The organism is Paracoccus sp. SSJ (assembly GCF_030234105.1).
Taxonomy (GTDB): Bacteria; Pseudomonadota; Alphaproteobacteria; order Rhodobacterales; family Rhodobacteraceae; genus Paracoccus; species Paracoccus denitrificans.
Genome location: NZ_JASSPE010000022.1, coordinates 1 through 24,734 on the forward strand (window position 1 = coordinate 1; position 24,734 = coordinate 24,734).

Consider the following 24,734-nt stretch of genomic DNA (forward strand, 5'->3'; position numbering starts at 1 on the left):
GCGTCGTTATAGGATTTCCAGTTGGTCGTACGGTAGCGGGCAGGTTCGGGCTTGCTCATGGCAGGCTCTTAACCCACCGGATTCACGCCGTGAATCCCGGAAGCTCATGAGTTCTGCAACAACGCTGTCCAGAGGCAATGTCGCATGCGATCGCATCGGCAATCTCGCGGAAGTCACTCATTCAATTGCTCCGAGTGCAATATTTATTTTGCACCGATATCGTAGTCGGGGCAATATTACTAGGGAACCTGTCTGGAGCGTTTTTTTAATGGTGTCCCTGGTTAGTTTGTCAGCTTTTGCATTGGTTTCGCTTGGGATGGTGCTCACCCCAGGCCCCAACATGATCTATTTGCTAACGCGTTCTATTCTTCAGGGGCGGAAGGCGGGGTTTATTTCGTTGCTCGGGGTAATACTCGGCTTCGTCTTCTACATGGTGAGCGCAGCATTCGGGCTAACAGCGATCCTGCTGGCCGTACCTTACGCATACGAAACTCTTCAGTGGGCCGGCGCGGCGTATCTCCTCTATCTGGCGTGGAACGCCATCAGACCTGGCGCAACGTCTGTCCTCTCTCCAAGAACTGATTTGGGCATTGATGGCCCCCGAAAACTGTTCCTCATGGGATTTGTCACCAACCTACTGAATCCGAAGATCGCACTGCTTTATCTTTCGTTGCTTCCTCAATTTATCGATCCGACGAAAGGGCATCTTCTGCTTCAGAGTTTCACATTGGGCCTGACGCAGATTGCGGTGAGCTTTTCCGTCAATCTCGCAATCGTTTGTACGGCAGGGTCTGTGGCGAGTTGGTTCTCGACACGTCCGACCTGGTTGAAATTCCAGCGACGAATGATGGCAGGTGTTTTGGCTGCGCTAGCCGTCAAGTTGGCGCTCGATCATCAGGGGCCGTGAAGAGACCGATGAGCGCGCCTTTCCTTTCTCTATCGTTTCAATGCCTGCCGCTGCTCATACCGCCATCCGCCGCGAGCCGGAATTGCCCGAGCATGAAGAAATCCTGCCGCCGCCGCCATCGCCCGCCCAGGAGTTCGAGCTTCTGGACGACGAACCCGATGTCGACGCCGCCAAGGCCAACGCCATGCGGGCGCGGATGCGGATGGTCGCGCGGCAAGCCTCGCTCGACCCCGGCGACGGCATAGAGCTTTGAGGAGCCGCCCATGACGCCCCGCACCCGCATGAACGTCTATTTCGACCCGGCCTTGCTCAAGCAGGTCGAGGCGCTGGCGCTGCGCCGGAACATCTCCAAATCCGCCATCGTCGAAGCCGCTGTGGCGTCCTTCCTCTCCGGCGATACGACCGAGAAGCTGGAGGCGGCGATGTCGCGCCGCCTCGACAAGCTCGGCCGCCAGATCGACACGCTCGATGAAGATCTCGCCGTGCTCGGCGAGGCCGTCTCGCTGTTCGTCCGCTATTGGCTGACCTTTACCCCGGTTCTGCCCGACGCCGCGCAGGCGTCGGGCCGCGCCAAGGGCCTGGAGCGGTTCGAGGGCTTCATGCAGACGCTCGGCAAGCGCCTTGCGACCGGCGACAGGTTCCTGAAAGAGCTTTCGCGCGATCTCGATTCGGTTCGGCTAGGTCGCGAAGATCTCGCGCCGCAGACCAACAGCGACCCAGCAGAATAACCGACCCATCCTATTCGCCGCCGATGGCCGCCGATCCCCGCACGGCTTTAGATACTTGTTGAACCGGCCTGATTTCAGGCTCTTTTAATCGACCCCGATCCGGGGACCGTTTGTCGCGCCTCGTGAGGAAACGGGGCCGATATGATTGCCAGCCATCAAAAACCGGAAGCCATTGCACGCGGCGCGCGCATGTTGCGCACCGCGCTCGGCCCGGCCATCGCGCGCTATCTCGACGACGCCAGCATCGTCGAAGTCATGCTCAATCCTGATGGGCGCATCTGGATCGACCGCCTCTCCGAAGGACTTTCCGACACCGGCGAAACCCTCTCGCCCGCCGATGGCGAGCGCATCGTGCGCCTGGTCGCCCATCATGTCGGCGCGGAGGTTCATGCCCGGTCCCCGCGCGTCTCGGCCGAGCTGCCGGAAACCGGCGAGCGGTTCGAGGGCCTGTTGCCGCCTGTCGTCGCCGCACCCGCCTTCGCCATCCGCAAGCCCGCCGTCGCCGTCTTCACGCTCGACGATTATGTGCGCGCCGGCATCATGCGCGCCGATCAGGCCGTGACCCTGCGCGAAGCGGTCACGGCGCGCGCCAACATCCTCGTCGCGGGCGGCACCTCGACCGGCAAGACCACGCTGACCAATGCGCTGCTCGCCGAGGTGGCGAAGACGGCCGATCGCGTCGTCATCATCGAGGACACACGCGAACTGCAATGCGCCGCGCCGAACCTCGTCTCCATGCGGACCAAGGAAGGCGTCGCCACGCTCTCCGATCTCGTGCGGTCCTCGCTGCGCCTGCGTCCCGACCGCATCCCCATCGGCGAGGTGCGCGGCTCCGAGGCGCTGGACCTCCTCAAAGCCTGGGGCACCGGCCATCCCGGCGGCGTCGGAACGATCCACGCCGGCACCGGCATCGGCGCGCTGCGCCGGCTCGAACAGCTCATTCAAGAGGCCGTCGTCACCGTCCCGCGCGCGCTGATCGCCGAGACGATCGACCTCGTGGCCGTCCTCTCCGGCCGCGGCTCCGCGCGCCGGCTCGCCGAACTCGCCCGTGTCGATGGGCTCGGCCCGGACGGGGATTACCGCATCAGCCCCGCAACCCCTGACCATATTGGAGACCCTTCATGATCCGCATTCCCATGCGCGTCCGTCGCACCGTCGCGACCGCTGCTGCCGTCACCTATGTCAATCTCGTCCTCGTTCCTGCTGCGCACGCCTCCGGCTCCTCGATGCCGTGGGAAGCGCCACTTCAGAAAATCCTTCAGTCGATTGAAGGCCCCGTGGCCAAGATCGTCGCCGTCATTATCATCATCGCAACGGGCTTGGCGCTCGCCTTCGGCGATACGTCCGGCGGCTTCCGCAAGCTGATCCAGATCGTGTTCGGCCTGTCGATCGCATTTGCGGCCAGCTCGTTCTTCCTCAGCTTCTTCAGCTTCGGCGGCGGGGCGCTCGTCTGATGGCGGTCGCTTTCGAACAACTGGATGTGCCGGGATTCACCGTCCCGGTTCACCGCGCGCTGACCGAGCACATCCTGCTCGGCGGTGCGCCAAGGAGCATCGCGATCCTTAACGGGACGCTGGCCGGGGCTGTGGGCCTCGGCTTGCGCCTCTGGCTGGTCGGCCTCGCCATCTGGGCCATCGGCCACTTCGCAGCCGTCTGGGCCGCGAAACGCGATCCGCTCTTCGTGGAAGCCGGCCGCCGGCATCTGCGCATCCCCGCCAACCTGTCGGTCTGAAGGAGGCGCACATGATGAACCTCGCCGAGTATCGCCGCAGCGCCAGCCGCCTTGCCGATTTCCTGCCATGGGCCGCGCTGGTCGGCCCCGGCGTCGTCTTGAACAAGGACGGCTCTTTCCAGCGCACCGCGACGTTTCGCGGTCCCGATCTCGACAGCGCCGTCGCCGCCGAGCTGGTCGCGGTCGCTGGCCGTATCAACAACGCTTTCCGCCGTCTCGGCTCCGGCTGGAGCATCTTCGTCGAAGCCCAGCGCCACGAGGCCGCAACCTATCCGGCGGACCAATTCCCCGATGCCGCTTCCGGCCTGGTCGATGCCGAGCGCAAGGCCGATTTCGAGGAAGAAGGCGTTCACTTCGTCTCCGGCTACTACCTGACCTTTCTCTATCTGCCGCCGGCCGAGGAAGCCGCCCGCGCCGAGACCTGGCTATACGAAGGCCGCGAGCGCTCCGGCGTCGATCCGCATGAGATCCTGCGCACCTTCATGGACCGCACCGATCGCGTACTGGCGCTGCTCGACGGCTTCATGCCGGAATGCGCCTGGCTCAATGACAGCGAGACGCTGACCTACCTTCATTCGACCGTCTCGACCAACCGGCATCGCGTGCGAGTGCCCGAGACCCCGATCTATCTCGATGCGCTGCTCGCCGACCAGCCGCTGACCGGCGGGCTGGAACCGCGCCTCGGCTCCGAGCATCTGCGCATCCTCACCGTGATCGGCTTTCCGACCGCGACGACTCCCGGTCTGCTGGACGACCTCAACCGTCTGGCCTTTCCGTATCGATGGAGCACGCGGGCGATCCTGCTCGACAAAACCGACGCGACAAAGCTGCTGACCAAAATCCGCCGCCAGTGGTTCGCGAAGCGGAAGAGCATTGCCGCGATCCTCAAAGAGGTGATGACCAACGAGGCATCGGCGCTGGTCGACACCGACGCCGCGAACAAGGCGGCCGATGCCGATCTCGCCTTGCAGGAACTTGGTCAGGACGTCGCCGGCCTGGCCTATGTCACCGCGACGATCGCGGTATGGGACGCCGATCCGCGTCTCGCCGACGAGAAGCTGCGCCTAGTCGAGAAGGTCATTCAGGGCCGCGATTTCACGGCCATGATCGAAACCGTCAATGCGGTCGATGCCTGGCTCGGCTCGCTCCCCGGACATGCCTACGCCAACGTCCGCCAGCCGCCCATCTCGACGCTCAATCTCGCCCACATGATCCCCCTCTCTGCCGTGTGGGCGGGGCCGGAACGGGATGAGCATTTCGGTGCGCCCCCCTTGCTGTATGGCAAGACCGAAGGCTCGACCCCGTTTCGGCTAAGCATCCACGTCGGCGATGTCGGCCACACGCTGGTCGTCGGCCCGACCGGCGCGGGCAAATCCGTGCTGCTCGCGCTGATGGCGCTCCAGTTCCGGCGCTACGAGCGGTCCCAGGTGTTCGCCTTCGACTTCGGCGGCTCGATCCGGGTGGCGGCGCTTGCCATGGGCGGCGACTGGCACGATCTCGGCGGCGGACTGACCGAGGGCTCGGACGCCTCGGTCTCGCTCCAGCCGCTCGCGCGCATCCACGACACCTATGAGCGCGCCTGGGCGGCCGACTGGATCGTCGCGATCCTCATGCGCGAAGGCATCACGATCACGCCGGAGGTCAAGGAGCATATCTGGACGGCGCTGACCTCGCTGGCGTCAGCGCCGGTCGAGGAACGCACCATCACCGGCTTCGCGGTGCTGCTCCAGTCCAACGACATCAAGCAAGCGCTCCGCCCATATTGTGTCGGCGGCGCTTATGGCCGGCTGCTCGACGCCGAGGTCGAACATCTCGGCTCGGCCGCGGTGCAGGCATTTGAGGTCGAAGGCTTGATCGGGACCGGGGCCGCGCCCGCCGTCCTGTCCTATCTCTTCCACCGCATCGGCGACAGGTTGGACGGACGGCCGACACTGCTCATCATCGACGAAGGCTGGCTGGCGCTGGACGATGAAGGCTTCGCCGGCCAGCTCCGCGAATGGCTGAAGACGCTGCGCAAGAAAAACGCATCGGTGAGCAGCGCCGCCGCGCCGAGGAGGAAGCCGCACGGCTCAGCACCGTCTTCTTCCAATCGCGGCAGGGCTCGACGGCAGCCGCGACGCCAGGAGTCATGCCCGGCCTCGCGGGGGTTGACCCCGGTAGCGCCGCGGCAGAGCAACCAACCGCTCAGGACAGGCAACTTGCGTTCCTCAACGCGGCGGCCGACCGGCGCACCGTCACGCCCGACCGCGTTACGCCGCCGGCCTCGCCCTTCGTGCTGCAAGCCGGGGCCGTCATCTCGGCGGCGCTCATCACCGGCATCCGCTCCGATCTTCCCGGCCAGATCACCGCACAAGTCACAGAACATATCTATGACAGCCCGACCGGCAGTATCCTGCTCGTACCGCAGGGAACGCGGCTCATCGGCCAGTACGACAATGCCGTGCAGTTCGGCCAGCGCCGCGTGCTGCTCATCTGGAACCGCCTCATCATGCCGAACGGCCGCTCGATCGTTCTCGAACGCCAGCCGGGCGCGGACACGCAGGGCTATGCCGGTCTGGAGGATGGCGTCGATTACCACTGGTGGGATCTCGCCAAGGCCGCCGCGCTCTCGACGCTCCTCGGCGTCGGCGCGGAACTCGCCACCGACGACAATGACCGCCTGATCCGCGCCATCCGGGACGGTGCGCAGGATACGGTCAACCAGGCGGGTCAGCAGATTGTCCAGCGTCAGTTGCAGGTCCCGCCGACCCTGACCATCCGGCCCGGCTTCCCGGTCCGCGTCATCGTCACCAAGGATTTGGTGCTCGAACCCTACAGGAGCTGACCATGGCCAAACTGAAGCTCGGCCCCATCGCCGACGACAAACCCCTCAAAATCTCGCTGGAGCTGCCCGCCGCACTCTATCGCGATCTCACCGAATACGGCCGTCTGCTCGCCGCAGGCGGCACGCCGGTTGAGCCGGCCAAGCTGATCGTGCCGATGCTCGAACGCTTCATCGCCACCGATCGCGGCTTCGCCAAGGCAAAGCGACAGTCACCGCCCGCCTGATCCGGGCGAAACTGATCGCGTTTTTCTGTAGGTTTTATCCCGACATCGCCAGCCCTAAACGGGAACCAGTTTTGCCTTGCGTTAGCTTTCAGATGGGGACAGTCAGCGAATGTCGGTCTCGTAGGCTGCGTGCTCCCGCAACCATCTTTACCGGCGTCGATTGCAAGTTATGATCGACGCCGGTCCCCGCAACCATCTTTACTTGCTCGGGGCGCAAGTAAAGATTTGATCCTGCCCCCGCAACCATCTTTACTTGCGACCCCGCTGCATCCGCCGCGGGGTTTTTGCTTTGCGCGGAAAGTGTAAGGATTCCGGCAAGATCGCCCTGAACGTCGATCTCGATCCGGTCCGCCCCCGGCGTCAGCACGATCCGGTCGATCAGCGAGCGGATGATCTCCGCCGCCTCGATGCGCTGCGTCTCGTCGTCGCCCTGCAACGTCTCGTAGAGCTGCTGCACCCGTGCCCGGTATTGCAGCGCCATCGACGGATGCAGCAGGGGCGGGGGCTCGTCGGTACTGGCCAGGAAATCCTGCAGCTCCGCCTTGCGGGCGCGCAGCTTGTCGCCGCGCTCCTTCACCGCCTCGATCGAGATGGCGTCCCGCATGTAGAGATCCATCAGCTTCTCCTCCTCGCGGGCGATCCGCTTCAGCTCGGCCTCGGCCTTGTCGATGCCGGCGCCGCTTTCCATGCGCAACCGATTGGTCTCCCTCGTGTAGGCGTCGCAGAATTCCGCGAAGAGCTCCGGGTCGACGAGGCGGGTGCGCAGCGCGTTCAGCACCCGAGATTCCAGCTCGTCGCGGCGGATGTTCATCCGGTTGTCGCAGGTGCCCTTGTTGCGCGCCGTCGAGCAGCCGATCAGCTCCTTCGAGATCGCCGAGTAACCGCCGCCGCAGCAGGCGCACTTCGTCAGCCCCGAAAACAGGTATTTGGGCCGCCGCCGGTAGTTCACCTTGCGCACGTCGGCGATGCCGCGCGCGTCCCGTGCAACGGTATTGGTCTTCTGCCGCGCCTTCACGGCGTTCCAGAGATCGTCGTCGAGGATGCGCAGTTCCGGCACCTCCTGGATTACCCAGTCCTCTTCCGGGTTGAGCCGGGCCTGGCGCTTGCCGGTATCGGGATCCTTGACGAAGCGTTGCCGGTTCCAGACGATCCTGCCGACATACATCTCGTTGTTGAGGATGCCGTTGCCGCGCTTCGGGTTGCCGTTGATGGTGCTGAAGCCCCAGTCGCCGCCCGAGGGGGCGGGGATGCCGTCCCTGTTCAGGGCGACGGCGATGGCCTTGGCCGATTTGCCGGCCGCGTAGTCGCGGAAGATCCGGCGCACCACCTCGGCCTGCACCGCGTTGATCATCCGGTCGCCGCGGATCGGCTCGCCATCACCGTCGAACTTCTTGACCACGTCGTAGCCGTAGGAATTGCCGCCGCCGGATTTACCGGCCTCGACGCGGCCGCGCTGGCCGCGCCGGGTCTTGTCGGCCAGGTCCTTGAGGAACAGCGCGTTCATGGTGCCCTTCAGCCCGACATGCAGCTCGCTGATCTCGCCCTCGGACAGGGTGAACATCTTCACGTCGGCGTAGCGCATGCGCTTGTAGATGCCGGCGATGTCCTCCTGGTCGCGGCTGATCCGGTCCAGCGCTTCGGCCAGCACCATGTCGAAGCGGCCGCGCGTCGAATCCATGACCAGTGCCTGGATGCCGGGACGCTGGATCATGCTGGCGCCGGAGATGGAATGGTCGGAATATTCCTCGACCACCTGCCAGCCCTCCTTCTCGGCCCGCAGCCGACACATGCGGAACTGGTCGGCGATGGACGCATCGCGCTGCTGGTCCGAGGAATAGCGGGCGTAGACGGCAACCTTCATGGCGGCTCTCCCTGTCGGATCAGGAGGCGCCGGGTTCTCTGGTCTTGTTCTGCGCCTCGAAATTGTCTCTGGCGGCTTGCCTGCCCAGCAGGCGCACCAGTCTGACGAGGCGCGGGTCGGGATTGCCGCGGGGCGTGAAGCCGAGTTCCGGCTCGCCGAGCAGCAAGGCGTCGAGCAGCGCCTCGCGTTCGCTGCGCGTCATCGTGGCCTGGGTTCGGGAAGCTGGCAAGGTCATAATCGCCAGCATCGGCGCCGAAATCCGCATAAGCAATGGAAATCACTGTGGAATAATCGGCGGTGAATGGCATGGGCCGGGGTGCGGCAGGGCAGGGTGGCGTAGAGCGGCGCGCTCCGGCGTCGCGCAATGACTTGCCGGAATCCGGGATCAGCGCGACCGATGCCGGCGCCAGACCTCGATCATCCAGCCCAGCATCAGCGCATTGAGGACATGCCACAGGAAATGCGTGCCGAAGGGCAGGGCATCGCAGAGAGGCTGATCCAGCGTGCGGAAGATCAGCGAGACGATCAGGATCCCGGCGCCGATGGCGAGGCCGCGCGCCGTCTCGGGCAGGCGTTTGCGCAGCAGAGCCGCATAGATCAGGATCAGAAGCGGCACCGGCGCATAGCTTGCCGAGGAGCGGAGGCCGGGGATCGTCGAGAACAGAGGCACCGTCGCGGCGGCATAGGGGATGAAGCCCGCCGTCACCAGGGCGGCGAGGCACGGGCGCGCTCCGAAATAGTCGCGGGTGGCGGCGAAGACATAGAGCAGGATGAAGGCGACGATGGGCAGCACATCCATCAGCCCGGTCAACCGGTTCGCGTGGGTGTGGAACAGCCAGGAGCCGATGCCGATCACGAACAGCGCCGCCGCCAGCACCCGGCCCATCGCCATCTCCGGCCCCCTCAGCCGCGGCCACAGGACCAGGGCGGCGATCAGGAAGGCCAGGTTTGTCACCGCATTGATCGGCTCGGACCAGTATTCGGGACGGGTCCGTTCGCAATAGGCGTCAACAGGGGCAAGCCAGGTCATCGGAATCCTCCCGGACAAAGGTCAGGATGCAGCTGTGCGGGGCGCAGTGCCCGCGAGGCCGGGGCGATATCCGTGATCATCCATTGTCGTCCATCCAGGCTCATCGTCCCCGTGCAGGATACGGACCCAGGCGAAGGAAGGTAAGTGCTCCGCTGTTGTGAAGGTGGATCGCCGCACTGGGCGGGAAGCGGAAGTTCGCCGCGCCTTGGACGAACGGCAGCTATACTGCAGTGTGCAGGCATGGCGTTTGTGGTGTCAGACCCGGGTACGCACAGTGCGGCCAGCATTTGCCGACGTCGGGAATTGTTGGCAACCCATCGTAATATGTGCTAGCATGTTAATGTATTATGATCGCAAGAAATTATGGCGGAAGAGTAATGCCAGAAAGCACGATTTTAGAGAAGCTGGCTTACATCACGGGCGTTGGTATTTGGCATGGCCACAAACCTGAGAGCCCTGATGCCGATTTCGCAAGCAAGACCATTGTCTATGGGTTTAACGGAACAGGGAAGACCAGCCTGTCCCGCGTCTTCTCCTCACTCGAAGCAAACGCTCCGGTCGATGGCCTCGGCAAGGGTGCGTCGTTCCAGGTCAAGTTTTCCGACGGCACTACCGCGACAGAAGCCGATTTCATGCATCCGCTCGGAAACCACCTCTTAGTCTTCAACTCGGACTTCATTTCCCGAAACTTCCGGTGGGACGAAGGTTCGGCGTTGCCGATCTTCCATATCGACGAAGAGAACATCGAAAAGGTGAACGAGCTTCGCCAGCTGGAAGCCGATCTGGAAACTGCCTCACCCGAGGCTCGCGCAGCCAAGACAAGGCAGGACACCGCAGAAAGAGAATACAAAGACAAAGGCACCGAGATCGGCGGACGCGTTCGCGAAGCCAGGGGCACTGGCTACACTCAGCAATTCAATAGAGGAAATGTCGATCGCGAGTACTCTGAAAAAGAGTTCACGGAACAAGACAACCTCGCGGAAGACAGGATTGACGAGTGCCGCGCAATCATTCGTCAGTCCGAGCCTCTCCCGAAAATCAACCTAGCACTCGAACTGCCGGAGAGTTTTCAGAACGAGTTGCAAACTGCTTGTGAGCTGGTGCGGCGGGACTTCTCCGCGCAGCTTTCGTCTGACCTCACTGCCCACCCCAACATGTTGGCGTGGGTAGCAGAAGGCCACCAATACCATAAAGAAAACCAGCTCGGGTCATGCCTTCATTGTGGCAATCAGATATCAGACCAACGAAGAAAGACCCTGGCGGCCCTGTTCAGCGAGAGCTGGCAAGAGCAAACAAACGCGGTCACAGTAGCTATTGAATGGTGCGGGCGGTCACGTTCGCTGCTCAGAGGATGGCTAGAGGGATTTCCATCGCTGTCAGCCATTCAACCCACTCTAGCCAAAGGCTTCAGCGAGGTCGAAAAGGCGTTTCGCGCTGAGCTTATTTCCACCGGCACGGCGATAAAGCAGCTGCAAGAAGCGCTTGCGGAACGCCAACGGAACCCTATGGAAAGTCAAGCGGTTCCCGACAACGTGACCAAGCTCTTGGAAGCTGACTGGTTAAATGGATTCAACGATTCCAAGAACCGTTTGCTCACCGTTATCAGTGAGCACAATTCCATTAATGATCAGTTTAGGCAGCGCAAAGACGACGCCGCCAACGCGTTGAAGGGCCATGTGCTTTTCGCCGAGCAAAATTCATACCGCCAGTTGAAAAGAAAAGCGGAGGAGGCTGAAAAGGTTGCTCAAAAGGCACAAAGCACGGCGAAAGACCTGAAAGAGAAGGCCGAAACGTTGCGCAATGCAATTCGCAAACATGGAATTGCGGCCAATGAGCTCAATAAATTACTTCACGAGTACCTCGGGCACAACTCTATCCGGTTAGAGGCAAAGGACGAAGGGTATCAATTGGTTCGCGCGGATGGCTCGATCGCGCAGAACCTCAGCGAAGGCGAGAAAACCGCGCTTACCTTCTGCTTCTTCCTAACTCAATTTGGCGCCGAAGGTCGGGACAAGAAGAAGCTCGTTGTTGTAATCGACGACCCGGTGTCGAGCCTCGACAGCAATGCCCAGACCTACGCGTTCGGCCTGATCAAGAAGCACACCAAACGTGTCGCGCAAGTCATCCTGTTAACCCATAACCTTAAGCTCATGCACATGGCGAAGCGGGCCTTCTTCCGGGGGGTCAACTTCGGCGATACGATTCCTCAAGGATTACTTTTCGTGGATTGCCGCGACGACGGAAAAGGCAGTCGCAAATCTGCGCTGGTGAAGATGCCGTCGCACTTGGCGAAGTACGACTCAGAATACCAATACCTTTTCTCTGTTGTGTTCGGGGCTTCAGACCAGCAGAGCACCGACTATCTGTATTTGTTGCCCAACGCGATCCGGAAACTTCTAGAGATATTCACAGCATTCGCCGCACCAGACAAATCCAGTTTCGCCGAAGCGCTATTTGACGACTCTGGGAAGATCAACGGGTTAGATCAGGCGGAAATGAACCAACTTGAGCGAGTTTGTCAAATTGAGTCGCATGGTGACATTGAAGCTGTGAATTCGCTTCCGGCACTTACCGTCGAAGAGAGCCATCGCGCAGCAAATGGCGCAATGAAATATATTCGGGAGCGTGACAGAAAGCACTACGATGCAATGCTGCGGATTGTGAAGAAACCGGTCGCCGACTGAAAGCTGGCAGTAGTGCGCCATTCAAGGCTGGATGTGGTCGCTCGCTTCGCATAGGGCGATGGGCAGCAATCGAGCTGGGAGCGACCATCCGCTGCGACAATCATGAGTGAGCGCAAAGGGCCGTGAGAGACTTGGGCGATCGGTCAGTTCCGACCGCAACATTGCTTGTATTTGCGGCCCGCCCCACAGGAGCATGGGTCGTTCCGCCCGGGCCGGGGACCGGCGTTGAACGGCATCTCGGAACGATTTGCGGGCTCCATGCGGGAAAGCTCGGGACGAGACTGATAGAGTATCGTCGCAACGCAGTTCGGGATCAGATTGGGTGCTTCAAGGTCGATTTCGTCGATCTCCTCATCCGTGAACTTGCTGTGGCCAGTGTATATTTCCTGAAGCGCCATCAAGAAGATCATCGTCGTCCGCGTCTCTTCGTCGGCCTGAGCGAGCAGTCGATCCCAAGCATCCGGTCTTAGCCCCATAGCGCGAGTGAAGCCATCGATCCAAGGCTCCCACATCACCTCATCACTGTTGGGGTCAACCTCGTAGATGGGTTCGATCCAAGGTGAGCGGGTCATCGCCTCCGCAACCGAGTTGTAGTGAGCCATGACCGCACCGACCGTGGCTTCGGCGGTTTTCTGATCGGGAAAATTTGCCTCACCTGTCTCTCCCCAGACATGGGACATCCATTCCGAGGGCGGGATCATATCCGGGCAGGCAAGAACACCGACTACGTAGCCATCAAGTTCACTGAGCGTCATGGGCATGTTCTCGATGGGCAGCGCATGCAACAGCGCGCTGAGACGCTCGAGTTCCTGATCGGACTGGTCCATAAATACCTCCCGGTGTTGCTCGGAATTTTTTACTCTGCGCGACGCCAACCCGCAATCCGCGCGAAGCCTGCTTCAAGCTCGGACAGGAAGATTGCTGCAGGCACCCCGAATGTCCGCAGTGGTGAAGCCGCGACGTAGCATCAGATCGTCGCGCCAACGTCTGCAAAGTGCCGTGAGTGCCTAAGAACTCGCTCTTGTTCACCGTGTTCCCAGCGGGTGTTATTTGCCTAACTTGATGCTAATTTCACAAAGGACCCCGAGGACCAAGCCGAAGAACACCAACGCTGAACCTTGCGAAAGCCAGAGCGCCGACTGTGCCATAGAGGTCCGATCAAAGTCGGGGGCCAGCACATCGGGGGCAACAACGAACGATCCGATGATCGCTACGATGCCAATAGCAACGGCCCCAACGCCTGCGATCCTACCAAATTTTGTGAACACCCTTCACTACTCCTCGATATAGCGAGCCACAGCGCGAAAATCAGCTCTTTTCCGCTTTCCGGGCTTGCCATGCGAGAAGGGTCGCCGCAATCACAAATGACCGTTCTGGGGAAGCCGCACCGCAGCGACCAGCTCGGGTGTGAAAGGCAGCAATGGGCCGACCTTGCCTGTCCGGGGGCAGATCGCCCGGCTCAGCCAAACCTGCCACTTGCTGTCCCGCAGCATGTTGCTCGAGAGTCCATTGCTGCCGTTGGAACTGATCCGGCGCAAGTGATCGGCCCCGGATGTTCCGTTCACTATTCCCAGGTGTGGTCAACCGGCTGTACTCGCCACCGAGCTGCAAGGTGAGCGTCACGTTGCCCGTTACCATGCCGCCCGACCATCCCCATGTGATGCGGGCCAGGGCAGGCACCACCATCAACTGATCGTGGGCGACCCGCATCCGCCCTGGCATCGCGGATAGCCGGGTTTCTTCGGGGTTCGGGCAGCGGCCTCGCCATCCGCCGTCAGATCGCCCCGGCCAGGTGCAGGCCGAGGCCCGCCAGTGCCGCACCACCAAGCACGAGGCCGATGCCGAGCTTCAGACGGAACACCGCGAGGATCGCCAGCGCCGAAAGGGCCATCGCCCACCCATCCAGTGTTTCCAGCACCGGAATGCTGGTCGAGACCGGCCCCCAATTGAAAGGCTCGACTTCGCGCCAGGCCACATGGATCGCGAACCATATCGCGAGATTGAGGATCACCCCCACGACCGCCGCGGTGACCGAAGCCAGCGCCGCCGCGAGCGCCCGGTTTTCCCGCAGCCCTTCCATGAACGGTGCCCCGAGCAGAATCCAGGCGAAGCAGGGCGCGAAGGTCACCCATGTCGTCAGGATGCCCCCGAGCGTTGCCGCCAGCAGCGGCATGGCCCATCCGGCCTCGCGCATTGCACCCATGAAGCCGACGAATTGCAGCACCTTGATCAGCGGCCCCGGCATGGTTTCGGCCATGCCGAGACCGTCGAGCATCTCACCCGGTTCCAACCAGCCATAGGTTCCGACCGCCTCCTGCGCGACCCAGGCCAGCACGGCATAGGCCCCGCCGAAGGTCAGCACCGCGAGTTTCGAGAAATAGAGCGCGATGTCGGTGAAGACGCTGCCGGGCACCAGGGCGACCAGCAGCAGCACCGGCAACAGCCAGAGCGCGACCGCCGCCCATCCCGCGCGGAAGGCGTTTCTGCGCGCCGAGGGCGGAAGATCGAGGTCTTCGCCAAGGATCGTGTCGGCGTCGCTGACATGTGCGCCATCTGTCGAGCCATGTCCGCCGCCGCCCCGGAAGGCCGCAATCCCGGCCTTTGCCCCGATCCAGCCGATGGCCGCCGCCAGCGCCACGATCAGCGGGAAGGGTGCATCGAACAGGAAGATGGCCAGGAAGGACGCGGCGGCCAGGCCGAGCATGACCTTGTTCTTCAGCGCGCGTTTGCCGATGCGGAACACCGCTTGCAGCACGATCGCCAGCACCGCAGCCTTCAGCCCGAAGAACAGTGCGGTCACAACCGGCACGTCGCCATAGAGCGCGTAGACCCAGCTCAGCACCATCATGGCGATGAAACCCGGCAGGATGAACAGCATCCCCGCGATCAGCGCGCCGCGCACGCCGTGCATCAGCCAGCCGATATAGGTCGCCATCTGCTGCGCCTCGGGACCGGGCAACAACATGCAGAAGTTCAGGGCATGGAGGAATCGCGCATCCCCGAGCCATTTCCGCTCCTCGACCAGTATCCGGTGCATCACCGCGATCTGGCCGGCCGGCCCGCCGAAGCTCTGCGCGGCGATCCTGGCCCAGACCCCGGTGGCCTGACCCAGCGTTGGAAATCCATCACGCCGTTTCATGTCGCGCTCCGGCCCGTACCCCTGGCGTTGGTGGGCCAGTTGTGGATCTCGTCCGTGGCATCGCGCGCCCAACGGTAGAAAGCGTCATAGAGCTGCAATCCGGCATCGAGTTGCTCCAGATCGTCGGAATACATCCGCGACAGGCCCAGGGACGCCGCAAGCAGGCCCGCCGCTTCGGGGGCGAGGTCCAGGCGGGCGGTATCTGCGCCGCGCACGATCAAAGCCAGCCGGTCGAGCGCCGGGATGCTCAACCGGGTTTCCTTCAGCAGCGTGTCGAAGGTGCAGTCCTCGCCGCGATGGCTCCAGAACACGCCTTCGACATCGAAGGGCATGGCGCCGAACCGCTCGGCCACTGCGGGCACCTCGGCCGGGGCGACGAACAGAAACACCGCCCGTGGATCGATGAAGCGCCGGATCAGCCAGGGGCAGGCGATGCGATCGATCTTGGGCCGCGCCCGTGTCACCCACAGGCTGCGGCCCTGCGGATCATGGCCGGTGATCTTCGTGGTCGTGACGAGTGGCAGGCCGGCGGCGAGCCATGCCGCCATGCCTCCCTCCAGATACTCGGCTGCGACCCCTTCATGGCGCAGCCAGGCGGCGACGCCCTGACTGCGCCCGTATCCCTCGGCGCAAAGGACCACCACCGGACCGTCCAGGCTGCGGGCCAGCTCCGAAAGCGCTGCAGGGGCGATTTCATTCTCAGCCAGCCATCGGGCAGAGGGGATGAGACGAGGTTCGGTGTCTCTCGCATCCGCCCGGCGCAGGTCGAGGACGACGGGGCATCGTGCGGTGCCGATCAGCTTGGCGAGCTTGTCGCAGGTTATGGCGTCAGGCGCAGGCATCTGCGTTCCCTCCATTGAGTGAGTCGTCGGAATGGAACGCGAACTTCGGCTGGCGCCTCGTGGGGCGTCGCAAGACCCCATGCCGGAAAATTCCGACGACGACGATGGAATGTCAAGACGGTTACCCGGTTCAGACCCGGTTCGGTCGCCCTTTACGGTGCGATCCGGGTGCGTCTCGCGATCGCTCCCACCCGATATCGGGCCTCTCCGGCCTCATGTCGCAGCCTTGAGGTTTACCCGTTCCTCGAGCTTTGCGGCCGCTTCCTTGCGCTCGCTGTAGCGGTCGGTCAGGAAGGCCGAGAGGTCGCGGGTCAGCAGGGTGAACTTCACCAGTTCCTCCATCACGTCGACGATGCGGTCGTAATAGCTCGACGGCCGCATGCGGCCGGCCTCGTCGAATTCCTGATACGCCCTGGCGACCGAGGACTGGTTGGGGATCGTCAGCATCCGCATCCAGCGGCCCAGCACCCGCATCTGGTTCACCGCGTTGAAGCTCTGCGAGCCGCCCGAGACCTGCATCACCGCCAGCGTGCGGCCCTGCGTCGGCCGGATCGCGCCCATCGACAGCGGGATCCAGTCGATCTGCGATTTCATTACCCCGGTCATCGCGCCGTGGCGTTCCGGGCTGGTCCAGACCTGGCCCTCGGACCACAGGCACAGGTCGCGCAGCTCCTGCACCTTCGGATGCGACGGGTCGGCATCCTCGGGCAGCGGCAGGCCGTTGGCGTGGAACACCCGCGTCTCGCAGCCGAAATGGCGCAGCAGGCGCTCGGCCTCCAGCGTGGCGAAGCGGCTGTAGGAGCGTTCGCGCAGCGAGCCGTAGAGCAGCAGGATGCGCGGCGGATGCGTCGCGCGGGGAATGTCCGGGATCGCGGGCGCGCGCAGGCAGTCGGGCGACAGGTTCGGCAGGTCGGGGATCATGCGCGGGCCTCTTGCGGGGTTGCTGCGGGGAACCAGCGGCGGCCCAGCCACAGGGCGGCGTTGACCAGAAGGATCAGCACCGGCACCTCGACCAGCGGGCCGATGACCGCGGCGAAGGCCACGGGCGAGGCCAGCCCATAGGCGGCGATGGCGACGGCGATGGCCAGCTCGAAATTGTTGCCCGCCGCCGTGAAGGCGATGGCGGTGCTGCGCGGATAGTCCCGGGCGATCAGGCGGCCCATGGCGAAGCTGACGGCGAACTGGATGGCGAAATACAGCACCAGCGGCAAGGCGATCCTGATCGTGTCGAGCGGCAGGCGCACGACATCGCCGCCCTTCAGGCTGAACATCGCCACGATGGTGAAGAGCAGCGCGGCCAGCGTGATCGGGCTGATCTTCGGCAGGAAGACGTCCCGATACCACTCCTCTCCCCTGCGCCGGATCAGCACATGCCGGGTCAGGAAACCGGCGGCGAAGGGGATGCCCAGATAGATCAGCACCGCCTCCGTCACCGTCCGGAAGCCCACCTCGATCACGCTGCCCTCCAGTCCGAACAGGGGCGGCAGCACGGTCAGGAACAGCCAGGCATAGGTCGAGAAGAACAGGATCTGGAAGATCGAGTTGAACGCTACCAGCCCGGCGACATATTGCCCGTCGCCGCGCGCCAGCTGGTTCCAGACCAGCACCATGGCGATGCAGCGCGCCAGGCCGATCAGGATCAGCCCGGTCATGTATTCCGGCTGGTCGCGCAGGAAGATCACCGCTAAGGCGAACATCAGCACCGGCCCGATCAGCCAGTTCTGCACCAGCGACAGCACCAGCACGCGCTTGTCGGCAAAGACCCGGGGCAGGTCCTCGTAGCGGACCTTCGCCAGCGGCGGATACATCATCAGGATCAGGCCGATGGCGATGGGGATATTGGTCGAGCCCACCGCCATGGCGTTCAGCGCATCCGGCAGGCCGGAGAACAGCGTGCCCAGCAGGATGCCGAGCGCCATGGCCGCGAAGATCCACAAGGTCAGGTAGCGGTCGAGAAAGGAAAGCCGGCGGGCCGGGCTGTCGGGGGTCATCATCTGTTCCTTTCAGGCCGGGCGGATACGGTTGCCCTGGGCATCCACGATCTGCTCACCATCTTCTTTGCTGAAGGCGGCGCGCTGCGGCGGCAGCAGGTCCAGCACCTGTTCCGAGGGCCGGCAAAGCCGCACGCCCCTGGGGCTGACCACGATGGGCCGGTTGATCAGCACCGGATGCGCCAGCATCGCCTCGATCAGCGCGGCGTCGGTCAGCGCCGGGTCGTCCAGGCCAAGCTCGGCATAGGGCGTGCCTTTCTGGCGCAGCAGATCGCGCGGGGCGATGCCCATGCGGGCGATAAGCTGTTTCAACATCGCGCGCGAGGGCGGCGTCTTGAGATATTCCACCACATGCGGCTCGATCCCGGCATTGCGGATCAGCGCCAGCACGTTGCGCGAGGTGCCGCAGTCCGGGTTGTGATAGATCACGACATCCATGTCGGCCCCCGCCCCGGCCGCGCCTTCGGAGCGTCCGATCTCGTGCAGCCTGGAGACGAGGCTGGCGCGATCGAGGGTGCCGATCGGCAGGGCGGCAAAGGCCTGGATGCGCGCCTTCATGTAGCGCAGCGTCTCGATGAAGGCCATGTCGCGCTGCAACTCGCTGCCGGTCGCGGCTGCCGGGTCTGGAAGGCCCCAATGCGCCGTCATCGGCTGGCCCGGCCAATAGGGACAGGCCTCGCCCGCCGCGTCGTCGCAAACGGTGAAGACGAAATCCATCACCGGCGCATCGGGCGCGGCGAATTCGTCCCAGCTTTTCGAGCGCAGCCCTTCGGTCGGGTAATGGTAGTTCTGCAGGATCTTCAGGGTCCGCGGATGCACCTCTCCCTTCGGCTGGCTGCCGGCCGAGAAGGCGCGGAACCGCGCGCCGCCCTCCTTGCGCAGCACGCTTTCGGCGATGAGCGAGCGGGCGGAGTTGCCGGTGCAGAGAAACAGCACGTTGAAGACACGAGGCGAGGCGTTAGCCATACAGGGCATCCTTGCCGGGTTCACAGGAGCAGGACAGCGCGGCCGCGACCGGCGCGCAGATCTCGGGGTGGCCGTCGCAGCAATCGCGCATCAGGAATGCGATCAGCCCTGCCAGTGTCGCAAAGACGGCGCTGTAGATGATGAAGCGCCCCTCGCGCCGGGACCGGATCAGCCCGGCATGTTCGAGATGTGCCAGGTGAAACGACAGCCGCGAGGTGCTGGCGCCGCCCAGAGCCTCGCCGATGGTCCCGGCCGCCATGCCATCTGGCCCGGCCTTGACCAACAGCCGGACGATGCGCAGCCGGGTTTCCTGCGACAGCGCCGCGAAGCCGGCAAGGGCATGGTGCTCTTCCATCGAATCAACCCCTCAAGATATGTTGAGACAATGAAGGTGAGACCTGATGTTGTCAAGCCAGCAGGTGCGTTTCGACGACGGCTGCTCGGGGAATCCGCGGAAGGTCAACCTTGAAGCGGACGCAGTTCAGCATCTGTAAAGTCTCGTTACCCATGTCCTGGACGCGCGGAGGAAATAGCTGACGTGACATCATCGTATCTCGAGGGCGCGGACCCCGACGGTCGGTAACGACGCTGGCGGCGCTTTAGGTGCCACCAGACCGGCGCAACATTCTTTCCAGCCATATGACCAGCTTGCACGATAGTTTCGATCCGGAGGGCGCAATTCCACCCCTTCGACCCCATGTCTTGTTCATCCGAGCGGGATCTCCGGGCGGTGCCATGGAGGACCCCATTGTGGGCACCGGCCCAAAGAACGACACTCTGGACCCGAGGGACACCCGTCAGGGCCAGCAGGGCGAGCTGCCGGAAGCCCCGCAGCAGGGCGACAACGATCCGAAAGACGACCCCATGCGGAAGCCTGCTGACCACAGATGACGGCCGGCTGCCATTCGAAAGGCGAAGCGGGCGGAAACCTGCGGACCCCCGATCTTCCGGTAAATTGCCGCACCAAGGCGTGGTCCAAATCTGCGCTGGTATGCGGCATTCAAAAGCTGGAAGGTGAAGCGGCGGATCCAGGTCCGCCGTTTTCGCTCGTCCAGATAGCGAGGTTTCCATGACCAAACGTGTTGCCCTGACCGACGCGCTCACCGGAGCTACCGAAATCTTTGCTCAGCCGCCGTGGCATCTTGAGGGGATCCGCCATTTCCAGAATGGGGATCTGGTGAAGCTCGTCCATGACGACGGAACAACCCGGCTCATTCCGATCAGATCCTGCACGTCCGGGCTGTTCGAGCGGTTCCGGGACTGGTGACGCGACACGCGCCAGCCATGCTGACGGTCAAGCCGGCCGATACCGCTGCAAAACGGGTATCCGGTCTTCGTCCTTTGGGGCAACCAGCAATCGCCTGACACGAGTCGCCAGGCAGCAACCGATGGAAGGCAGGAAGGTGGCAATCGAAAGCCCGGAACAATACGAAGCCGCCATAGAGCACCTGCTGCAAATGCTCTTTCTGGCCACCGAGCGGCCCGGCCTGCTCATGACGACGGATCTGCGGGAACACCTCGCTCTCGCCGCCCAGAAGCGCGACAGGCACGGAGATTTCGGCGCAGCGCGATTGCTGATCGAATGGGCCGACCGGATCGACGCGGCAGCGGAAAGAACCGATCCCGCGCCTGAATAGGAATCGCAAAAGCCGACCGACGCAAAACTCGTCGTAACGGCCATCGACTGCGCTGACCTCATCCTGCCGTTGCAGAACCGCCTCGTCGTCACCGAGATTTCTTTCTCGGGCTTTCCGGAGGTTGGTCGATAGGCGAATGTCTCCTATGGCCTGCAGCCCCCTGACACCCCATATCAGCCATGCCTGTTCGAATTTTTTCGTCCGGCAACAGGGAGACCCAGACCGTGGATTCCGCAGACATCGCCAGCACCCCCGAGAAACGACCCGAGCCGCAGCATGATGCAGGAGCGCGCCGGCGTCGGAAAAGGGACGGGAACGAGCGCGGCATGCTGATTCGTGCCGCGAGCGGCATGGACGATCCGACGACCGATCAGGCGTGATCGATGGGCCGGCAGGCCCAAGAGGAGCGACCGCATAAAGGGAAGGGGCGAAAATGGTCTCATTGGTCGAGAACAGCGACAGAGATATCAGGGAACGGCTGAGCGATATCGAGCTCCGCTTGAGCGAGCTGGAACTGCAGGGCCTCCAGGGCGGGGTCTATTCCAACCCCGGCGGCAAGGAGCAGAGCCTGAGGGATGTCCTGGCCTGGCTGGAGCGGATGACCCCGGTGGTGCGCCGGCTCTACTGGGCGATCAAGGAGGCGGCTCCCCAATTCGATGGGCCGGACAGAAAGGCGCTCGACCAGGCCGTGGGCGCGCTCGATGCATGGCAATCCGCCCATTCGCGGCTGCATGAGACGATAGCGGAAACGAACGCCAGGGAACTGGGCGGCAAGGAACAGCACGAAAGCTGAGACTTGCAGTTTGCGGTAAAAACGGCGTTTCTCCGGATTTTCCGTCGATGCGGGTCGCCAATTCTTTCCTTGCCGAACAACGGGTAATGGGCCGGGATCGCGTGATTCCCGGAATTTCCTCGTAAACTCAGCCGGCATGACCTATATAGGATCTGCATCTCTTGTTTTCGGACCCTGTTCCTTGCGGCTCAGCTTCGATCTTCAGCTTTGCCGGGCCGCTGCACTGTGTGAGCGGCATTTTTGAAAGGAACAGCACGATGGCCAATGGCACCGTGAAATGGTTCAACTCCAATAAAGGCTTCGGCTTCATTGCCCCGAAAACGGGCTCGAAGGATGTCTTCATCCATATTTCCGCGCTCGAGCGCGCCGGCATCCATCATTTGAACGATGGCCAGGCGATCGCCTATGATATCGAGCGTGACCGCAATGGCCGGGAATCGGCAACGAATCTCGTTCTCTCCTGAGAGCAGCGCCGAAGGGTAATACAGGCGGGGTCGGCTTCATGCCGTCTCCGCTTTTCCTTGAGGAGGGTGGGCATGCGTTGCCCGCCATTCCGACCGTTCCGACAGAAAAGTTTCATTATGGAAATTCACTGGGGTACGCCCCTTTCATTCGTCATTTCGTCTGCCGGCGAAGTGCAGAAGTTCAGCACGATCGAGCAGGCGAGATACTGGCTCCGCAGGAGGTGGCCGGTTTCCAATACGGCCCAGCACCATGCGCTGGAGCAGCTGGATGCCGCCCTGCACTGCCTTGTATCGGTGGGATCGGCGCGACGGGCTTTCATCGCTGCTGCAAAAGCTGCCGGTTTCGTGCCCGAAACCTCGATCGCACAATCCGCACGTCCCTTGTCCGCTTGCATGGCGACGATCTGAGACCGGGGTTGGTCCTGCTATGGCGGTGCCTGTGCGGGAATGGAAATGCTCCGCAGAGTGACCAGCCGAAAGCCAGCTGGTCGATCCTGAACAGGCTGTGGGGCCTCGGCCAAGAGCTATCGCAAGAAAGATAAGCTACCGGGACTTTCGAGTGCCTCGGATATTCCGATGCCCTTGGCGTACAAGCGCAACCCTGCGCTTAGTAGGTATACGCTATAGGTGCGTCCGAAGATGGGGGCAGAAGATAATGTCCCACCATTCTCATGGTCGGGTTCCAGTCGAAAATTCTCAGATCAATCGGTTTTCGAGCGATTCCGGGAATTTTTGTCTGGCCAAGTGGAAAATAGCCAGGTTTGGCTCCATTGATTCAGGCATCGGACAAATGCGATGCAAGAATGTTTTGCTTTATCCGGCGCGAAGGCGCATACAGGGGGCGCTACGTTGATTCTCTCTGCATCCTGTCTCCTTTCGGCTTCGGTCTGCTTTTGAACTGAACTGAACTGACCGGGCCGGGTTGCTGCATTCCGCGAGCGACAAATCCACAAGGAGATATCACGATGGCCAATGGCACCGTGAAATGGTTCAACGCCGCCAAGGGCTTCGGCTTCATCGCGCCCGAGCATGGCGGCAAGGACGTGTTTCTGCACATCTCGGCCCTCGAGCGGGCCGGGCTTAACAGCGTTGCGGATGGTCAGGCCGTGACCTTCGAAATCGAGTCGGGCCGCGATGGTCGCGAATCGGCCAGCAGGCTGGCGCTCGCCTGATCCTGTCGAACAGCCTGGCCATCTGGCCGGGCTGAACCCCTTCGGGAGACCCGTATGTTGGCCAAGGCGAGAAACCTTTTCCGCGACCCTGCGCCCCTGACGGCGATGGATCGCACCACTTCCGAGGCGAAGCTCATCGTCGATGAACAGGCCCGCAAGAGGAGCGAGTTGACGGCATCCCTCAAGGCTGCACGGTTGGCGAAAGAGGCGGCAGACGCCGCCACCGGCGTGCCTGCGAAAAAACGCAAGAAATAGCGGATGCGCGGGGGCACCTGCTTTCTTCGCTGTAACGCCGACTCTCACTACCGCCGAAACGCTGCGCGAAGATGTCTCGATCCATTTCCCATGATTCCGATTGGACGGGATGCAGGGGATATTCATCTTTTTTTAGGCCAGCGCTAGCCGGCTTGACGGCGGACAGTCTCCCGCGCTTTTCCTGTGCCTTTTATCAGCCAGACAGGGGCTTTCCGAGCGCACGAAAGAGACCGCATTCGCGGTGCTTTCACCCCCTTGAACCGCCATTTCCTCGCCCTAAATCGTGAATCGCCGGAAGCCTTGAACGGGTCCGGCATGCCGGGGCGGATGCGATGGCACCGCACGGTGAAAGACTTGTATCCATGTTGCTCAACGGAGGATGTGGCTATGAGAACCACTTTCGACTTTTCCCCTCTCTACCGGTCGAGCATCGGTTTCGACCGGATGCTGAACGCGCTGGAAGCGGCAAGCCGGGTCGGGACGGTCGACAACTGGCCGCCCTATGACATCGCCAGGACCGGCGAGGACGATTATCGCATCACCATGGCGGTGGCGGGCTTCTCGCCCGACGAGCTGGCCATCACGCAGGAACGGACCGTTCTGACGGTGACCGGCCGCAAGGCTGGCGAGGACAAGGGCGAGTATCTGCATCGCGGCATTGCCGAGCGGAGCTTCCGCCGGCGCTTCCAACTCGCCGATCATGTGAAGGTGACCGGCGCCGAGCTGCTGAACGGGCTGCTGACGATCGACCTGCGGCACGAGATCCCCGAAGAGATGAAGCCGCGCCGGATCGAGATCGCCCCGGCCAAGGCCCTGCCCAAATCCCAGCCGCAGCAGGTCGAGACCGGCAAGCAGGCCGCCTGAGGCCCTGTCACCGCACGATCCCTGCCGGCCGCCGGGCAGCGCCCGGCGTCTCCGGCAACCTGTTGCCATGAAGGAGGAAAATCATGAATGTCCGAGATCTGATCCCCTGGAACCGCAATGGCGGCAACCAGCTTCCCACCGCCTTCCGCGACGGCGACCGCGATCCCTTCCTGTCGCTGCATCGCGAGGTGAACCGGCTGTTCGACGACGTCTTCCGCGGCTTCGGCCTGCCCGCGGTCGGCACGGTCCCTGCCTTTGGCGGCGGCTGGCCGAGCGTCGAGATCTCCGACAACGAGAAGGAGATCAGGGTGACGGCCGAGGTGCCGGGCCTTGAGGAGAAGGACATCGAAGTCCTGCTGGATGACGGCGTGCTGACGCTGAAGGGCGAGAAACGCTCGGAGGTCGAGGATAAGGACCGGCAATTCTCGGAACGCTTTTACGGCCGTTTCGAGCGCCGTATCCCGCTGGGCGCCGAGATCCGCGAGGACGAGGTCGATGCGCATTTCAGGAACGGCGTGCTGACCGTGACCCTGCCCAAGACGGAAAAGGCGCAGTCGCAGGTCAAGCGCATCGCCATCAAGGGCTGAGCCATCGCGGCGGCGACAACCGCCGCCGCCGCAT

At 62.8% G+C, this 24,734-nt stretch carries 28 protein-coding genes and 1 pseudogene; 19 read left to right on the top strand and 10 right to left on the bottom strand.

Features of this window, described 5'->3' with window-relative positions; translation table 11 throughout:
* Positions 1-106 precede the first annotated feature (106 nt).
* The 9 genes and pseudogenes from QPR87_RS19410 (at position 107) to QPR87_RS19450 (ending at position 6,415) form a co-directional block, all read left to right on the top strand.
* On the top strand, positions 107-907 hold the full coding sequence (locus tag QPR87_RS19410; RefSeq protein WP_285050918.1) for a LysE family translocator: 801 nt from the start codon (positions 107-109) through the stop codon (positions 905-907).
* Positions 908-947: 40 nt separating this feature from the next.
* Positions 948-1,160, top strand: coding sequence for a hypothetical protein (locus QPR87_RS19415; protein WP_285050920.1), 213 nt, complete (start codon positions 948-950; stop codon positions 1,158-1,160).
* A gap of 10 nt (positions 1,161-1,170) precedes the next feature.
* Positions 1,171-1,635, top strand: a complete 465-nt coding sequence (locus tag QPR87_RS19420) for a ribbon-helix-helix domain-containing protein (RefSeq protein ID WP_285050922.1) — start codon at positions 1,171-1,173, stop codon at positions 1,633-1,635.
* 189 nt (positions 1,636-1,824) lie between these two features.
* Positions 1,825-2,760 (top strand): P-type conjugative transfer ATPase TrbB, encoded by a 936-nt coding sequence (gene trbB / locus QPR87_RS19425; protein WP_502921629.1) that lies wholly within the window; start codon positions 1,825-1,827, stop codon positions 2,758-2,760.
* The gene (locus QPR87_RS19430) at positions 2,757-3,089 is read left to right on the top strand and encodes a TrbC/VirB2 family type IV secretion system protein (RefSeq protein WP_285050925.1); all 333 of its coding nucleotides are present in this window, start codon (positions 2,757-2,759) and stop codon (positions 3,087-3,089) included. Before trbB ends, QPR87_RS19430 begins: the two co-directional genes overlap by 4 nt.
* Positions 3,089-3,367, top strand: a complete 279-nt coding sequence (locus tag QPR87_RS19435) for a VirB3 family type IV secretion system protein (protein ID WP_285050927.1) — start codon at positions 3,089-3,091, stop codon at positions 3,365-3,367. The genes QPR87_RS19430 and QPR87_RS19435 overlap by 1 nt, the downstream gene beginning before the upstream one ends.
* Positions 3,368-3,378: 11 nt before the next feature.
* Positions 3,379-5,502 (top strand): annotated as a pseudogene (trbE, locus tag QPR87_RS19440) (conjugal transfer protein TrbE); the annotation flags it as partial.
* On the top strand, positions 5,496-6,191 hold the full coding sequence (locus tag QPR87_RS19445; RefSeq protein ID WP_285050982.1) for a TraB/TrbI/VirB10 family type IV secretion system protein: 696 nt from the start codon (positions 5,496-5,498) through the stop codon (positions 6,189-6,191). The pseudogene trbE and the gene QPR87_RS19445, both read left to right, overlap by 7 nt.
* Positions 6,192-6,193: 2 nt before the next feature.
* Positions 6,194-6,415, top strand: a complete 222-nt coding sequence (locus tag QPR87_RS19450) for a DUF2274 domain-containing protein (RefSeq protein WP_285050929.1) — start codon at positions 6,194-6,196, stop codon at positions 6,413-6,415.
* A gap of 88 nt (positions 6,416-6,503) precedes the next feature.
* On the opposite strand, the gene QPR87_RS19455 is transcribed toward QPR87_RS19450, so the two are convergent.
* The 3 genes from QPR87_RS19455 to QPR87_RS19465 form a co-directional block, all read right to left on the bottom strand.
* Positions 6,504-8,276: a recombinase family protein gene (locus tag QPR87_RS19455; RefSeq protein ID WP_285050932.1), complete on the bottom strand. Its 1,773-nt coding sequence runs from the start codon at positions 8,274-8,276 to the stop codon at positions 6,504-6,506.
* Positions 8,277-8,295: 19 nt separating this feature from the next.
* The gene (locus QPR87_RS19460) at positions 8,296-8,523 is read right to left on the bottom strand and encodes a hypothetical protein (RefSeq protein WP_243786355.1); all 228 of its coding nucleotides are present in this window, start codon (positions 8,521-8,523) and stop codon (positions 8,296-8,298) included.
* A gap of 138 nt (positions 8,524-8,661) precedes the next feature.
* Positions 8,662-9,306, bottom strand: a complete 645-nt coding sequence (locus tag QPR87_RS19465; RefSeq protein WP_104494149.1) for a ceramidase domain-containing protein — start codon at positions 9,304-9,306, stop codon at positions 8,662-8,664.
* Positions 9,307-9,683: 377 nt separating this feature from the next.
* Between QPR87_RS19465 and QPR87_RS19470 the strand changes: the two genes are divergently transcribed.
* Positions 9,684-11,990, top strand: a complete 2,307-nt coding sequence (locus QPR87_RS19470; RefSeq protein WP_285050936.1) for an AAA family ATPase — start codon at positions 9,684-9,686, stop codon at positions 11,988-11,990.
* Positions 11,991-12,133: 143 nt separating this feature from the next.
* On the opposite strand, the gene QPR87_RS19475 is transcribed toward QPR87_RS19470, so the two are convergent.
* From QPR87_RS19475 to QPR87_RS19510, 7 genes are all read right to left on the bottom strand, one after another.
* The gene (locus QPR87_RS19475; RefSeq protein WP_074991450.1) at positions 12,134-12,817 is read right to left on the bottom strand and encodes a UPF0149 family protein; all 684 of its coding nucleotides are present in this window, start codon (positions 12,815-12,817) and stop codon (positions 12,134-12,136) included.
* A 947-nt stretch (positions 12,818-13,764) separates the two neighbouring features.
* A complete protein-coding gene (chrA, locus tag QPR87_RS19480) occupies positions 13,765-15,129 on the bottom strand; it encodes a chromate efflux transporter (RefSeq protein WP_285050939.1) in 1,365 nt (454 codons plus the stop codon).
* Entirely contained in the window at positions 15,126-15,971 is an 846-nt protein-coding gene (locus QPR87_RS19485) for a chromate resistance protein ChrB domain-containing protein (RefSeq protein ID WP_285050940.1), read from the bottom strand. The genes chrA and QPR87_RS19485 overlap by 4 nt, the downstream gene beginning before the upstream one ends.
* Positions 15,972-16,184: 213 nt before the next feature.
* The gene (gene arsH, locus QPR87_RS19490; RefSeq protein ID WP_285050941.1) at positions 16,185-16,892 is read right to left on the bottom strand and encodes an arsenical resistance protein ArsH; all 708 of its coding nucleotides are present in this window, start codon (positions 16,890-16,892) and stop codon (positions 16,185-16,187) included.
* Complete coding sequence (gene arsB / locus QPR87_RS19495; RefSeq protein ID WP_285050942.1) at positions 16,889-17,962, bottom strand: ACR3 family arsenite efflux transporter; 1,074 nt, start codon at positions 17,960-17,962, stop codon at positions 16,889-16,891. The genes arsH and arsB overlap by 4 nt, the downstream gene beginning before the upstream one ends.
* A gap of 12 nt (positions 17,963-17,974) precedes the next feature.
* On the bottom strand, positions 17,975-18,928 hold the full coding sequence (gene arsC / locus QPR87_RS23775) for an arsenate reductase (glutaredoxin) (RefSeq protein WP_502921627.1): 954 nt from the start codon (positions 18,926-18,928) through the stop codon (positions 17,975-17,977).
* A complete protein-coding gene (locus QPR87_RS19510; protein WP_285050943.1) occupies positions 18,921-19,283 on the bottom strand; it encodes an ArsR/SmtB family transcription factor in 363 nt (120 codons plus the stop codon). Before QPR87_RS19510 ends, arsC begins: the two co-directional genes overlap by 8 nt.
* Positions 19,284-19,997: 714 nt before the next feature.
* Here QPR87_RS19510 and QPR87_RS19515 point away from each other — a divergent pair.
* From QPR87_RS19515 to QPR87_RS19555, 9 genes are all read left to right on the top strand, one after another.
* On the top strand, positions 19,998-20,195 hold the full coding sequence (locus QPR87_RS19515) for a hypothetical protein (protein ID WP_010400443.1): 198 nt from the start codon (positions 19,998-20,000) through the stop codon (positions 20,193-20,195).
* A 121-nt stretch (positions 20,196-20,316) separates the two neighbouring features.
* Positions 20,317-20,565 (top strand): hypothetical protein, encoded by a 249-nt coding sequence (locus QPR87_RS19520; protein WP_285050947.1) that lies wholly within the window; start codon positions 20,317-20,319, stop codon positions 20,563-20,565.
* 433 nt (positions 20,566-20,998) lie between these two features.
* Positions 20,999-21,358 (top strand): hypothetical protein, encoded by a 360-nt coding sequence (locus tag QPR87_RS19525; RefSeq protein ID WP_011749407.1) that lies wholly within the window; start codon positions 20,999-21,001, stop codon positions 21,356-21,358.
* A gap of 257 nt (positions 21,359-21,615) precedes the next feature.
* Positions 21,616-21,822 carry a cold-shock protein gene (locus QPR87_RS19530; protein ID WP_017998450.1) on the top strand — a complete coding sequence of 69 codons (207 nt, stop codon included), beginning with the start codon at positions 21,616-21,618 and terminating at the stop codon, positions 21,820-21,822.
* A gap of 117 nt (positions 21,823-21,939) precedes the next feature.
* Positions 21,940-22,230 (top strand): DUF982 domain-containing protein, encoded by a 291-nt coding sequence (locus tag QPR87_RS19535; RefSeq protein WP_010400435.1) that lies wholly within the window; start codon positions 21,940-21,942, stop codon positions 22,228-22,230.
* 557 nt (positions 22,231-22,787) lie between these two features.
* Positions 22,788-22,994, top strand: a complete 207-nt coding sequence (locus QPR87_RS19540; RefSeq protein WP_011749411.1) for a cold-shock protein — start codon at positions 22,788-22,790, stop codon at positions 22,992-22,994.
* A 54-nt stretch (positions 22,995-23,048) separates the two neighbouring features.
* A complete protein-coding gene (locus QPR87_RS19545) occupies positions 23,049-23,249 on the top strand; it encodes a hypothetical protein (protein WP_011749412.1) in 201 nt (66 codons plus the stop codon).
* A 387-nt stretch (positions 23,250-23,636) separates the two neighbouring features.
* Entirely contained in the window at positions 23,637-24,113 is a 477-nt protein-coding gene (locus QPR87_RS19550) for an Hsp20 family protein (protein WP_114669486.1), read from the top strand.
* Positions 24,114-24,196: 83 nt separating this feature from the next.
* Entirely contained in the window at positions 24,197-24,700 is a 504-nt protein-coding gene (locus QPR87_RS19555; protein WP_104494144.1) for an Hsp20/alpha crystallin family protein, read from the top strand.
* Positions 24,701-24,734: the final 34 nt, after the last annotated feature.